We start from the raw sequence: 12,896 nt of genomic DNA, 5'->3' as shown, positions 1-12,896 counted from the left end.
TTCTGCCGGGATCTGCGGGTGCCGAAGTCGGGGTATCCGCCCCGGCTTCCGTCCTTTTCAGATCCCATCGATAGGGCCGCCCGATCAGAATTCCTGCCAGGCCTGCAGCCGCTCGACCGTTGTCGTCGCGCCGCCGCAGACGATCATGACGATGCGCTTGAAGCGTGCCAGCCGGTTGGCGTGGGCATAGGCGACGGCCAGGGCGGCGCCGCAGGCGGGCTCGACCAGCACGCGGTGGTCGTCGAGGAAGCGGATGCAGGCTTGGGCGGCCTCCGCGTCGCTGACGACGACGCTCTCGACAGGGCGCGTCTGGCTGAGTTCGAAGGCGTGCTGGCTCACCTGCCTTGCGCCGAGCGAAGTGGCGATGCCGCTGACGGCCTGAAGCGCCACCAGTTGCCGCGCCTCGATGGAAGCGGCGAGTGAGGCGGTTCCTTCGGTCTCGACGGCAAGGATCGGCACGTCGCCGAGCCCGTTGCGCTGAAGCCCCTCGGCAACGCCGGCAAAGAGCCCGCCGCCACCGACCGACAGCACCACCGCATCGAAGGCGAGGCCGGCTTTGACGGCCTCGTCGATCATGGTCGCATGACCGGTCCAAAGCAGCGGATCGTCGAAGGGATGGATGAAGGCGGAGTCCTCGTCGAGGGAGGCAAGGGCCTTGGCGTTGGCTTCATCCCAGGCGGCGCCATGCACGATGACGTCGGCGCCCTCCTGGCGGATCAGCGCCTTCGCCCTTTCCGTGGTCGTTTCCGGAACATAGACCGAAACCGGGATCGAAAGCTGGCGCCCGGCATAGGCGACCGCCATGCCGGCATTGCCGCCGGAGGAGGAGACGAAGCGCCGTTTGCCGGCGCGCGCGTGGTGTTCGCAGGCTGCACCGACGCCACGGATCTTGAACGAACCCGGCGGCTGCAGCGCCTCCATCTTCAGCCAGACGTCTCGCCCTGCGGCAAGGCCGAGCGGAAGGGATTGAATGAGCGGCGTTTCGATATGAAGTGGCATGGGGCGCCCCGTCCGTGCCTGTCTCCCTGGATCGTCCTCGATACAGGAGAAAGGCATGCAAAGAATCAAAGTGTTACAGCGATCTTTGCGTGACTGACAAGAGACGCGCGGCGCTGCGGGTGAGAGGTTGGCAGGCGGCCGGCGAAAAGCCGGAGCCCGCGAATCTGCCCGCAGTCTGCCTCCGGTCGCCGCGTCGACGCAACAATGGAAGCGTCCCGTGGCGGCGTGATGGCCGCGGCCGAAGACGGCGCAGCGCCGTCTACCAAAGAAGTCCGTTCAGGATCATCAGCACGACGAAGAGCAGGGAAAAGGCAAGCGATAGCCTGATGGCTACCGGCGCATAGTCATAGCGTCGGATCCTGCGTGCGAAGGTATGAAGCATGTGGTCGTCCGTCTTGATTGTTCGCATGAGCGACTGGCCGCGGCGGGCGGATCTCTTCCGTTTCGGAAGAACCGACCCTGGCGCCCTACGTTGCCGGGCGCTTGCGATTACACGCGTTGCGATTTTCGCGGCGGCTTGGATGGCGCCGCATCCACGGCCGGTTCGGCCGCGGCGCGCTCAAGGCGCTGTGCCTTGAGCTTTTCGGTCTTCCTGTCGCGCGCGAGTTTCTCGGCGGCGACGATCGCCCTTGCCGTGTGGTCGGTTGCTGCCGCCCTGTCACTTGCGGAGGTCTTGGCCGGCTTGGAATTGGCGCCCTGGTGTGGAGTCATGTTCTGTCTCCTTCAGGGGCCGGGTCTGCCGGCCCCGATCGTTAGCGTGTGCGCGCTGCTCGCTTGGGTGCGGGCAGCAGGCCTTCGCGCTGCAGCTTCTTGCGCGCCAGCTTGCGCTGGCGACGAATGGCTTCCGCCTTTTCGCGAGCGCGCTTTTCCGACGGCTTTTCGTAGCTCGTGCGCGCCTTGAATTCGCGGAACAGGCCTTCGCGCTGCATCTTCTTCTTCAGCACGCGCAATGCCTGGTCGACGTTATTGTCCCTGACGAGTACCTGCAAAACTTGTTCTCCTGTTGTTGGCCGACGCAAATTTGAGCGCCGACATGCCTATCTCCCGTATCGAGAAACGTGGGGTCCAAAGACGCAAAAAGGTCGGGGTGTTGTCCCGACCTCTTCCTGTCATTCAAGCGCCTTCCTGCCGGTATATCCGCGGTCAGAGAAGGGCGAATGACAAATTATGCCGACCTCAGATTGTCGGCCGAGCTCTTGCCCGTCTTGCGGTCGCTGACGACGTCGAAGGTAACCTTCTGACCTTCGGCGAGCGAGCGCATGCCGGCGCGTTCGACTGCGGAGATGTGAACGAACACATCAGTGCTGCCGTCATCCGGCTGAATGAAGCCGAAGCCCTTGGTGCCGTTGAACCATTTTACCGTGCCTGAAGCCATGGTGATTTCCTTTCAATCACTGCGTTTTCCAGGAAATATTTCTCTGGAATTGATCGATATTTGAGAGGAGATCTGGCCACGCGAAAGCGCGCTGTCAAAGGTCACAAGCAATATCCGACGAGCTGATATATAGACGATACGCCTCAAAACTCAATGAAGATATTGAATTATTCAGTTTGGGGCACCCGCGAAAACCTCGTCAAAGCCCTGAAACAGCGGGCTTTTCGTGCCTTCAATTTTCCCTCTATTCTATGTCATTGTCCCCGGAATAGCCGCAGAAATGCTGTCGATGCCGGCAGCGCGAAGCAGCGGCCACAGGTCGAAGATCGGGGCATCTTCATTGAGGAAAGTTGGCCTGGCCTTTGCGCCGTGTCACGCAATCGGGGCGGTTCGACGCGGCCAAAGATAAGGTGAGGCGGCGGTACGCATGTCTGTCGCGCACCGCCCCCGCTTTTCAGGTGAAGGTCTGCGGCGAGACCTGCAATGCGGCGGCGATGCGCTGCAGCTTGGCGGGATCGGTATCGGCGCCGAGCTCGATCTTGGATATTTCAATTTCCGTCAGGCCTGTGGTGACCGACAGATCGTCAACCGAATAACCGGCGGTTTCACGCGAAAGCTTGATAGCGGCTCCGATTTTGACGCGGGACAGAGATGCGCCTGGAGCCTTGGTTAGGTCTTTCTTAAAGGACATGAAGTGTCTCCTTCGTTGGTCCACCGGCAAAGAACGCTGCCGGTTGAAGGGGGCCCAAAACTGAAATGCGACTCGGGCAGATGAGTGCGAACCTAGGGCGTCGCTAATATAAGCGAGAAGTCCGCAGGCGCAAGTTTGCGCCCGAATTTTTGTAAAAACGCTATTTATATCAATATTTTACCCTGTGATTATCGGGTACCGGGCTGTCCGTTTCCGGGCAATCTGGCGTGCCGAGCTCGTGCGCCGATCGCCATCGAAACGGCCGCGAAAACTCACGCCAGGCGCGCCTCGATCAGGAACGGTCCGCGTCGCGACAGGGCTGCGGAAAAGAGCGCGGCGAAGGCTTCGCAGGAGGTGGCGACGGCGGCTTCGACGCCAAGGCCGCGGGCGAGCGACACCCAGTCGAGCGCGGGGTTGTCGAGGTTCAGCATCTGCCGCGCATTGGTGCCGATCTCCCCGACGCCGACATTGCGCATCTCGGCATGCAGGATGGCATAGGTGCGGTTGGAGAAGATGACGGTGACGATGTCGAGATTTTCGCGCGCCTGGGTCCACAAGCCTTGAATGTTGTACATGGCGCTGCCGTCGGCCTGCAGGCAGATCACTTTCCGATCGGGGCAGGCGATGGCCGCGCCGGTTGCAAGCGGAATGCCGTCGCCGATCGCGCCGCCGGTCTGCATGATGAGGTCGTGCGGTGCGGAGAAGGCGGACAGGGCAAAGAAGCGCCGCGCCGAGGTCACCCCTTCGTCGCAGACGATTGCGTCCTCCGGTACCTTGTGAGCGACGATGACGGCGATCGCGTCTTCGGTCAGCGTCCCCGAGGGCTCGCCGGTATCGGTGGGAGCGCCTGCCACCGGCAGCGGGGCGGTCGGGCTGACGCCGAGTTCGTCGCCAAGCGCCTCCAGCGTTGCCTTCAGGTCTTCGCCGTGGCGGGCAAGGGTCGCGACCGTGCAGCCGTCCGGCACCAGCCGGCCCGGCATGCCGGGATAGGCGAAGAAGGCGACCGGCTCCGGCGCGCCGACAAGGATGAGAACGCGGATGTCCTTGAGCGTGGCGAGCGCCATGTCGATCGGGTAGGGGATGCGCGCCGGCGCGACCCGTCCGCGGCCGCGCTGGGTGTGGGCGACCAGAACCTCGTTGAAAAGCTGGATGCCGCACGCAGTCGCGATCCGCCCGGCGACCGCAAGGCCATCGGCCTTCGCCGCATCGCCACTGACGACCATGGCGACCCCTTGAGGATTCGAACGTATCAGACGCGCCACTTCGCGCACGGTTTCGGCGCTGGCCGGGCGCGGGACTTCGATGATCGCCTTTTGTGGCGGGGTGGCAAGGACAAGCGTTCCCCAGGCGGCGTCAGCGGGCAGGATCATGGTGGCGACGCCCGGCGTCAGTGCGGCCTGAACGGCGGCGGCAACGGTGGGGCCGACATCGGCCGGATCCTTCACGCGCCGGACCCAGTTCGACATCGGCGCAGCCAAGCTTTCGATATCGGTCGTCAGCGGCGCATCGAGCGGAAGGTGATGGGAGGCGTGGTCGCCGACGATGTTGACGACAGGCGCCCTGGCGCGGCGAGCGTTGTGCAGGTTGGCAAGGCCGTTGGAAAGGCCAGGGCCGGTGTGCAGAAGGGTCGCCGCTGGGCGTCCGGTCATGCGCGCATAGCCGTCGGCAGCGCCGGTCACGAGGCCTTCGCTGAGGCCCAGGATGCAGCGCAGCTCCGGCTTGCGGTCGAGCGCCGCGACGAAGTGCATTTCCGAGGTGCCGGGATTGGCGAAGCAGACGTCGACGCCGTTTGCAAGCAGCGTATCGACAAGCACATCCGCGCCGGTGGTGCGAATTCCCTGGCCGCCTTCTCCCATGCGCGTGTCCCTCGATCACCCTCAAGGGCATGATAGCGGCAAGTTGCGCCGGTGCAACCGGGGCATGGCGAGCCGCCCGGCGCAGGACCAGTCGGCCAAACGTCGGCCGGCCAATGCAATTCGGTTAGCGCATGGCCGGTTTACCTGTCGGGTATCAGGTCCGCTGCCAGGCGAGGTGGGCGCCAAGCCCGATCAGCACCGTGCCACCGGCGCGCTGCATCAGGCGCTGCGCCCTGCCGGAGCGGCGCATCCGCGAGACGACGGCGCCGGCGAGGAACACGCAGACGATATCGGCCGAGGAAAACATCAGGTTGGCGAGGGCGCCGAGCAGCAGGAACTGCACCCAGATCGGGAAGGCGGCAGACGCATCGGTGAACTGCGGCAGGAAGGCGACGAAGAAGATCGCAGTCTTCGGGTTCAGCACTTCGACAGTGATGCTCTCGAAGAAGGCACGGCGCGCCGATTTCGCTTCAGTCAGGGGCAGGCGGCCGTCGCCCGTCGCCTTGGTGCGCATCAGCGTGAAGCCCAGCCAGACGAGATAGGCGGCCCCTGCAAGCTTTACCGCCAGATAGAGCGTCGGCACCGCATGAAACAGGATCGAAAGGCCGGCAGCGGCGGCAATGACGTGCACGTAGCAGCCGAGATGGATGCCGAGCGAAGCCATCAGCCCGGCGGAGCGGCCACGCGCCACGGTCTGCGCGGCGGCGTAGAGCATGGCCGGGCCCGGAATATAGGCGAAGATTGCCGTGGTGACGAAGAAGGTGAGGAGGATGTCGAGCGATGGCATGCGGTATACCTCGTCTGCTGCTGCGTGGCCCCTTGCGGGAGTCGTTGTAAGGGCTTGCGCGGGAAAGTTGAAGGAAAATCACATGTGCCTGGGCAGCCGGGTCGGACGCCGGCGGTCCGTCGTCAGACCGGTATCTCCTCCGCGACGAGGCGATCCTCGGGGCGGGCGCTGGCCGCAAGCCCGGCTGCGACGCCGGCGCGGTCCTCGGCACTCCGGTTCTGGCTCAGCTTGCGCTTGCCGTCGAGACGCTCGATCGGCAGCCTGAGGCCGATGATGCCGCGAAGCTGCGCCTTGACGAAAGCGGCGGGCGCGTCGCCGACCTGCCAGCGCTCGGCGCGTCCGGCCTCATGCCGGTTGGTCAGCCGCGTGACGATGTCGAGCAGCCGGTCCTCGTCGGTGAAGAACTCAGCCGCGCCATGGGCGTGCACCGCGACATAGTTCCAGGTGGGCACGACCTTGCCGTGTTCGCGCTTGGACGCGTACCAGGAGGGGGTGACATAGGCCTCCGGTCCCATGAAGGTCGCCATGGCCGCGCCGATCGCCGGCGTCGTTCCCTGCGGATTGGCGCGGGCGACGTGGCCGTAGAGCGTGCCGTTCGGCCCCTCGTCGCGGACAAGCAGCAGCGGCAGCGGGGTCGCAAGCAGCCCATCGGCCGTGGCGGTGACGAGGGTCGAGAGCGAAGCGGCCTCGATGATGTCGTGCAACACGCTCAGCGTTTCTTCCTTGAAGGCGGGCGGTGTGTACATGATCTCGCTCCTTGTGCTCGTCCCGTGATAGAGGCAAACTGGACGGACCAAAACATCCAGTTTCCGTATAAATGCGTGGGCCAGTTCGTGACGGTGAAGGACGAAGCGACGGTCGGGATCACCCGGCGGATCTATGAGGCGCTGAGGGCGCAGATCCTCGACGGCACCTATGGCGCCGGAGCGCTTTTGCCATCGACGCGGACGCTCGCCGCCGAGCTCGGCGTTTCGCGCACGACGGTGACGGCCGCCTACGAGCAGCTTCTGTCCGAGGGGTATCTGGAAAGCCGGCAGGGCGCGCGTTCGCGGGTTGCCTTGCTTGCGGCCCGGCAGGGGCCCGGCCCGGCGGGCACCCCCGGGCGGCTCCCAAGCCAGGGGTATCGTGAGCATCGGGCGGCGGTTGTTCGCCTGTCGCGACTGGGGGCAGCCCTTTGCGACGGGCCGACCTGGATGCCGCCGGCTTCTTCGAGGCTGATTGCCGATTTTCGCTATGGCGACCTGTCGGCCGCGGATTTTCCGCAGGAGGCGTGGCGGCAGGCGGTCAACGCCGCGCTCCGCCGGCGAAAGCCGCGACTTGCCTATGATCATCCCGCCGGCTCGTCTGCCCTGCGCACAGAGCTGCAGGCCTATCTCTGGCGGGCGCGCGGGCTCACTTGCGATCCGGATCAGATTATCGTCGTCAACGGCTCGCAGCAGGGGCTGGACCTTGCGGCGCGCGTGCTTGTCGATGCCGGCGACCGGGTGGCGATGGAGGATCCGGGCTATGTGATGGCGCGCCGGGTCTTTGCGGCTGCCGGCGCGCAGGTGGTTCCCGTCGCCGTCGACGCGGAGGGGCTGCGGACCGATATCCTCGAACAATCGGCGGATGTAAGGCTCGCCTATGTCACGCCCTCGCATCAGTTCCCGCTCGGCAGCGTGCTGTCGGCGCGGCGGCGGCAGGAGCTTCTGGCGTGGTCGAGGCGGACCGGAGCCTACGTGCTCGAAGACGATTATGATGGCGAGTATCGCTACGACATCCGGCCGATACCGCCGCTTCAGACCATGGCGCAGGCGGAAAACGTGCTTTATCTCGGCACGATTTCCAAGAGCCTGTCGCCGATGCTGCGGCTTGGCTATCTCGTCGTGCCGCCGGCGCTTGTCCCGGCCTTTGCCGCCGCCAAACAGCTGATAGACCGCCATTCGCCAAGCCTCGAGCAGGAGGCGCTGGCGGCGATGATTGCAGGCGGCGCCTATGAGCGCCACATCCGCCGGAGCCGGCGCAACAATGGCCGCCGGCGCGAGGCGCTGTTGGCGGCGCTCAAGGCGGAACTCGGCGACGCGGTGAGCATATCCGGTGCCGATGCCGGCCTGCATGTGGTCGTCTGGTTCGAGCAGCTGGAAAAGGCGCAGGAAGACGCGCTGATCGCGCGGGCACGGGCGGCTGGCGTCGGCCTTTATCCGGTTTCGCCGCTCTATGCGGCGGGTGAGGCCAGCCACCGGCCGGACCGGGCCGGCATCGTCATGGGCTATGCGAGCCTCGAGGCAGCGGAGATCGGCAAGGGGGTGGCGGCCGTTGCACAGGCGTTGCGGTCCTGGGACGACGGGAAGGCGGACGCGAAGCCGTCATAGGCTGGAGCGGGCGATGTGGAGCCCGTGAGGGTTGGCATCGCGGAGGTACGTTACGGTTAGCCGCTTGCGCCCGGCCAACGTCCCTTCATAGTGGCGGCCATTCCGCGTTGGCCCAGGCGATTTCCATGAAATCTCTTCGCATCCATCCCCACCTGCACGACGTTTTCGGTGAAGAGCAACCACTCGCCTATCTCGCCGCCATACTCCTGTTCGGAGCCGGCGTTGCCGCCGTCTTTACGCTGTCGGCGGGGTCGATGCTTGCCGATCTTGCCTGGTGGCGGGCGTCGCTGGCGCTTGTTCTCGTGCTCGACATCGCCGCCGGCTGCGTCGCCAATTTCACGCCGTCGACCAATGATTTCTACGCCGCCCGGCCGCGCAACCGCTGGGTCTTCATCGCCATCCATTTCCACATCGTTCTCGTCGCGCTGCTTCTTGGCAGCGGGATCGCGGCGGCGGCCATCGTCTGGGCCTATACGATCGCAGCGGCCGCGCTCGTCAACCGGCTGGCGGGGCGCAACGCGCAGACCTTCGTCGGCGGATTGCTGCTTGCGGTCGGCCTTACCGGCCTGCCGCTTCTGCCCGGTCTGACGCCGGCGATGACGGCGGTCTCGGGCCTCTTCATGCTCAAGGTGCTCTTCAGCTTCGCCGTTGACCACTACCGCACGGTCCCGGCCCACGATGGGCAGGTGTCCAAAAATGGGGGACGCGGCTGACGTCCTTGCCTTGCATGGCGGTCTTTACTAGCCTCCCGAAAGCAGGCTCAGGGGAGAGACTCGATGGCAGTTTCAGCGGCGGACGAGGCAGTGCGTATTCCGACATTCGACGACGTGCAGATGGCCCGAAACCGGATCGCCGGCGTCGCGCACCGCACGCCGGTCCTGACCTCGCGCACGGCGGACGCCGCCACCGGCGCCCGGCTGTTCTTCAAGGCGGAAAACTTCCAGCGCGGCGGCGCCTTCAAGTTCCGCGGCGCCTATAACGCCATTGCTGCACTCAGGGAAAAGGGATCGAGGCAGGGCGTCGTCGCCTTTTCCTCCGGCAACCATGCCCAGGCGATCGCCTATGCCGCGCGCCTGCAGGGTGTGGCAGCGACGATCGTCATGCCCGCCGATGCCCCCGACATGAAGGTGGCGGCCACGCGCGGTTATGGCGCCGACGTCGTCTTCTACGACCGCTACAAGGAAGACCGCTCGGCGATCAGCGCGAAGCTGGCGGCTGAGCGCGGCGCCGTGCTGATCCCACCCTTCGACCATCCCGATGTGATCGCGGGCCAGGGGACGGCAATTCTCGAACTGATCGAGGAGGTGGGCGAACTCGACCTGATCGTCACGCCGCTTGGCGGCGGCGGGCTGCTTGGCGGCACGGCACTCGCCGCCCGGGAGCGCTCGCCCGGCGCGACCATCGTCGGCGTCGAGCCCGAGGCCGGCAACGACGGCCAGCAGTCGCTGCGCCAGGGCCGGATCGTCGAAATCGCCATCCCGAAGTCGATCGCCGACGGCGCGCTGACCCCCAGCATCGGCGTCCAAAACTTTCCGATCATCCAGCGCGCGGTCGCCGACATCGTCACGGTGAGCGACGCACAGCTGGTCGAAACCATGCGTTTCTTCGGCGAGCGCATGAAGATCGTGGTCGAGCCGACCGGCTGCCTTGCGGCGGCCGCCGTGCTCGAAGGGGTGCTTGCCTGCGCCGGCAAGCGCGTCGGCATCGTCCTCAGCGGCGGCAATGTCGATCTGGCGACCTATGGGGCGCTGCTGCGGTAGATCCCCCGTGCATAGACGGCCGACGACCAACCAAGCGGTGTCATGGGCGGGGCGTTGCAATTGCCCGTCTTTCCGGTTGCCTTAAACGGCAAAAGTGGCAAACTGGGCGTCGCGCCAATTGCGACGGGCATCCGAACGGGCTTGCAACGGTTACTGTAACAATTTGATATTCCAATAAATATTTCCTCCTGCCATTTCAGGGCGGAGCGTGGAAATGGAAGAAACCGGAGACTTACAGCGGACCGGCCAACGCCCCGGCGGACGCGCCGCGTTGCCAAAAATCTAAGCGCTGCCACCGCTCCGGATGGGCGCGGTGCATACACAACTGGAGGGTATCGTGACGCTTGCAATCAATGACCTCGCACCGGACTTCGAGGTCGAGACGACCGACGGCACGATCCGGTTTCACGACTGGATCGGCGACTCCTGGGCGGTGCTGTTTTCGCACCCGAAGGACTTTACGCCCGTCTGCACCACGGAGCTCGGCTACATGGCGCGCATCAAGCCGGAATTCGACCGGCGCGGCGTCAAGATCATCGGCCTTTCGGTCGATCCGCTCGACCGCCATGCCGGCTGGGCAGCCGACATCGAGGAAACACAGGGCCACGCGCCGAACTTCCCGATGATCGCCGACGTCGACTACACCGTCTCGAAGCTCTATGGCATGCTGCCGGCGCCGGTTTCCGGCGATCCGACGAAGCGCACGCCCGCTGACAACCAGACGGTGCGCAACGTCTTCGTCGTCGGTCCGGACAAGAAGATCAAGCTGATCCTCATCTATCCGATGACGACGGGCCGCAACTTCGACGAGGTGCTGCGCGTCATCGACTCGCTGCAACTGACGGCCAAGCACAAGGTGGCGACGCCGGTGAACTGGCAGCAGGGCGACGACGTGATCATCGCAGGCTCGGTCAGCGACGAGGATGCCCGCAAGGTCTATCCCGAGGGCTGGAAGGCCCCGAAGCCCTATATCCGCATCGTGCCGCAGCCGAAGGGCTGAGGCGGGGATGAGGTTTCGCCAGGGCGCGGAAGCGCCTGCGCTGAAGGTTCGTCCTTCGTCGCTGGGGTGAGGGTTTCTTCGCACTCCGCGGTGAGGGGGCTATCATCTCGCGGCGAGGGGACTGTCCCTCATCCCGCGGTGAGGGGGACTACCCCTCATCCCGCGGTGAGGGGACTACCACTCATCCGCCTGCCGGCACCTTCTCCCCGCATGCGGGGAGAAGGGACGTTGCCGCGCCCTCCGGGTTTGCTTATCTTTGTCTGCGGGAAGCGGGTCGTTTGGATGGGGACCGTTCCCCCACCCACGGTGCTGTGGAGCCGTGAACCTCGCGCCGGAGGCCTGTTTCCTCTGCGACAGAATCCCTCCTTTATCTGAACACGCCCACGCCTATAGTGCCGCTGTTTGCGGTCGTAGCCGGAGCGCGCCGTACACTGACTGGATGACCCGCCCCATGACCGCAGCAAGCCGACCCGACCTGACAGACATTCACCGGGGTGACTGGGTGGATCGCCGGCTGCCGCGGGCGATGCGGCCATATACCCGTCTTGCGCGGCTCGACCGGCCGGTCGGTATCTGGCTGACGCTCTTTCCGTGCTGGGCGGCGCTTTTCCAGGCGGCGCACGGCCTTCCCGAAATCCGCGATATTCTGGTGTTCACGCTCGGCGCGCTTCTGATGCGCAGCGCCGGCTCCACCATCAATGACATGGCCGACCGCAATTTCGACGGGCATGTCGAGCGGACGCGGTTCCGTCCGCTTGCAAATGGCGAGATCGGCATGTCCCGCGCCGTTCTCTTCCTGATCGCCCAGCTTGCGCTCGCCGCCTCGCTGCTTGTGTTCCTGAGCCCCGCGACCCGCGTTCTTGCGGTGTGCGTCGTGCCGCTCGTGTTCCTCTACCCCTTCTGCAAGCGGTTCACCCACTGGCCGCAAGCGGTCCTGGGCGCTGCCTTCAACTGGGGCATGCTGATGGCCTGGTCGCAGGTTGCCGGACATGTTCCGGCGGGCGCCGTGCTGATGTGGGCCGGTGCCGTTGCGTGGCAGATCGGCTACGACACGGCCTACGCCTATGTCGATGTGCGCGACGACACGCGCCTCGGTCTCAAGTCCACGGCGATCCTGTTCGGGGCTCGCGGCAAGGCCTGTATCGCCCTGTTCTACGGCCTGACGCTCGCCGCCTGGTCTCTCGGCGGCTGGATGCTCGGCATGTCGAGCCTCTATGCCGTCGGCATGGTGGTGATCGCGGCCCATCTCGCGTGGCAGGCCTGGCGTTTCGACCTCGATCGCCCCGAGATCAGCTATCGCCTGTTCCTGGCGAATATCCTGACCGGCGTGCTTTTGGCTGCCGCCGCTTTCGCCGGAACGTTTTGACGGACGCCGAGCGTCCAGCTTGCCATAGGAAGTCGACGAGCGGGCCGGTGACGCATTGACGCCCGGCGCGCGCGCTCCATGTCATATCGAGACATCAAATCCAGGTGTTCAGCGCAGTCAAACGGGCAGGGGCAGGCCATGCAAAGGTTCTTCGTCAGCGTCGCCAAGGAATTCGAGGCCGATAGCGCCGAGGAGGCGGCCCTTCTGATGTACCAGTATCTGACCCGCGAGCCGGCGCCGCTTTCCTACGCCGTCACCGACGAGGCGAAGAACATCACCAGGCTCACGCTCGAGCGCGACAAGGCGGACGAATTCGCCAGCGTCGACCACACCGCCGATCCCGGCAACTGGTAACGTCTGCCGGCTGTAACGGCTGTGGGCGGAAGCCATCAAAGCGACATTTTCGGTTGCAAATCCTCCGGCGTTCGCGTCAACGCTGCGCCTGTTGGGCGCAGCTGTCGCCGCGCTTCGGGAGGAAGCCCACCTGTTCATTGCCCATCTGCCGGCCGGCTATCTGCTGAGCCGCCCCTTTACGCGTCGCAACCCGTTGCAGGCTCGCGCCATCTTCGGTGTCGGACTTCTCTGTTCCGTTCTGCCGGATTTCGATCTCGCCTATTTCTACCTGATCGACCAGCGCCGCACGCCGCATCACGACTACTGGTTGCACACGCCGATCTTCTGGCTGGCGCTGGCGGCGGCAATCGCGCTTCT

At 65.2% G+C, this 12,896-nt stretch carries 16 protein-coding genes; 6 read left to right on the top strand and 10 right to left on the bottom strand.

Annotated elements, in window-relative coordinates; all coding sequences use genetic code 11:
* Positions 1-84 precede the first annotated feature (84 nt).
* The 9 genes from IB267_RS04850 to IB267_RS04815 form a co-directional block, all read right to left on the bottom strand.
* The gene (locus IB267_RS04850) at positions 85-999 is read right to left on the bottom strand and encodes a pyridoxal-phosphate dependent enzyme (protein ID WP_192446630.1); all 915 of its coding nucleotides are present in this window, start codon (positions 997-999) and stop codon (positions 85-87) included.
* Between the two features lie 259 nt (positions 1,000-1,258).
* Positions 1,259-1,381: a hypothetical protein gene (locus tag IB267_RS33685; RefSeq protein WP_256364274.1), complete on the bottom strand. Its 123-nt coding sequence runs from the start codon at positions 1,379-1,381 to the stop codon at positions 1,259-1,261.
* Positions 1,382-1,488: 107 nt separating this feature from the next.
* Positions 1,489-1,710 carry a hypothetical protein gene (locus IB267_RS04845; RefSeq protein WP_043612665.1) on the bottom strand — a complete coding sequence of 74 codons (222 nt, stop codon included), beginning with the start codon at positions 1,708-1,710 and terminating at the stop codon, positions 1,489-1,491.
* Positions 1,711-1,751: 41 nt separating this feature from the next.
* Positions 1,752-1,988, bottom strand: a complete 237-nt coding sequence (gene rpsU, locus IB267_RS04840; protein ID WP_043612663.1) for a 30S ribosomal protein S21 — start codon at positions 1,986-1,988, stop codon at positions 1,752-1,754.
* Positions 1,989-2,164: 176 nt separating this feature from the next.
* The gene (locus IB267_RS04835) at positions 2,165-2,374 is read right to left on the bottom strand and encodes a cold-shock protein (RefSeq protein WP_043612661.1); all 210 of its coding nucleotides are present in this window, start codon (positions 2,372-2,374) and stop codon (positions 2,165-2,167) included.
* Between the two features lie 454 nt (positions 2,375-2,828).
* Positions 2,829-3,065: a helix-turn-helix domain-containing protein gene (locus IB267_RS04830; protein WP_043612659.1), complete on the bottom strand. Its 237-nt coding sequence runs from the start codon at positions 3,063-3,065 to the stop codon at positions 2,829-2,831.
* Positions 3,066-3,337: 272 nt separating this feature from the next.
* Positions 3,338-4,921, bottom strand: coding sequence for an acetolactate synthase large subunit (locus tag IB267_RS04825; protein WP_192446629.1), 1,584 nt, complete (start codon positions 4,919-4,921; stop codon positions 3,338-3,340).
* A 154-nt stretch (positions 4,922-5,075) separates the two neighbouring features.
* Entirely contained in the window at positions 5,076-5,708 is a 633-nt protein-coding gene (locus tag IB267_RS04820; RefSeq protein ID WP_192446628.1) for a LysE family translocator, read from the bottom strand.
* Between the two features lie 122 nt (positions 5,709-5,830).
* Entirely contained in the window at positions 5,831-6,454 is a 624-nt protein-coding gene (locus IB267_RS04815; RefSeq protein WP_192446627.1) for an FMN-binding negative transcriptional regulator, read from the bottom strand.
* Positions 6,455-6,541: 87 nt separating this feature from the next.
* Between IB267_RS04815 and IB267_RS04810 the strand changes: the two genes are divergently transcribed.
* The 6 genes from IB267_RS04810 (at position 6,542) to IB267_RS04785 (ending at position 12,539) form a co-directional block, all read left to right on the top strand.
* Positions 6,542-8,059 (top strand): PLP-dependent aminotransferase family protein, encoded by a 1,518-nt coding sequence (locus IB267_RS04810; protein WP_192446626.1) that lies wholly within the window; start codon positions 6,542-6,544, stop codon positions 8,057-8,059.
* Positions 8,060-8,184: 125 nt separating this feature from the next.
* Positions 8,185-8,772 (top strand): hypothetical protein, encoded by a 588-nt coding sequence (locus IB267_RS04805; RefSeq protein ID WP_192446625.1) that lies wholly within the window; start codon positions 8,185-8,187, stop codon positions 8,770-8,772.
* A 63-nt stretch (positions 8,773-8,835) separates the two neighbouring features.
* On the top strand, positions 8,836-9,819 hold the full coding sequence (locus IB267_RS04800; protein ID WP_192446624.1) for a threo-3-hydroxy-L-aspartate ammonia-lyase: 984 nt from the start codon (positions 8,836-8,838) through the stop codon (positions 9,817-9,819).
* A gap of 337 nt (positions 9,820-10,156) precedes the next feature.
* Positions 10,157-10,819 carry a peroxiredoxin gene (locus IB267_RS04795; protein WP_192446623.1) on the top strand — a complete coding sequence of 221 codons (663 nt, stop codon included), beginning with the start codon at positions 10,157-10,159 and terminating at the stop codon, positions 10,817-10,819.
* A gap of 451 nt (positions 10,820-11,270) precedes the next feature.
* Positions 11,271-12,185 carry a 4-hydroxybenzoate octaprenyltransferase gene (ubiA, locus tag IB267_RS04790; protein WP_192446622.1) on the top strand — a complete coding sequence of 305 codons (915 nt, stop codon included), beginning with the start codon at positions 11,271-11,273 and terminating at the stop codon, positions 12,183-12,185.
* Positions 12,186-12,323: 138 nt separating this feature from the next.
* A complete protein-coding gene (locus tag IB267_RS04785) occupies positions 12,324-12,539 on the top strand; it encodes a hypothetical protein (RefSeq protein ID WP_034792977.1) in 216 nt (71 codons plus the stop codon).
* A gap of 76 nt (positions 12,540-12,615) precedes the next feature.
* Here the strand turns inward: IB267_RS04785 and IB267_RS33230 are convergent, their stop codons facing one another.
* Positions 12,616-12,852 (bottom strand): hypothetical protein, encoded by a 237-nt coding sequence (locus tag IB267_RS33230; RefSeq protein WP_246810546.1) that lies wholly within the window; start codon positions 12,850-12,852, stop codon positions 12,616-12,618.
* Between the last annotated feature and the right edge of the window lie 44 nt (positions 12,853-12,896).

This window comes from Ensifer sp. ENS09 (assembly GCF_014852425.1).
GTDB lineage: Bacteria > Pseudomonadota > Alphaproteobacteria > Rhizobiales > Rhizobiaceae > Ensifer.
Note: the sequence above shows the minus strand (reverse complement) of the source record. Positions and strands in the feature narration are given on the sequence as shown.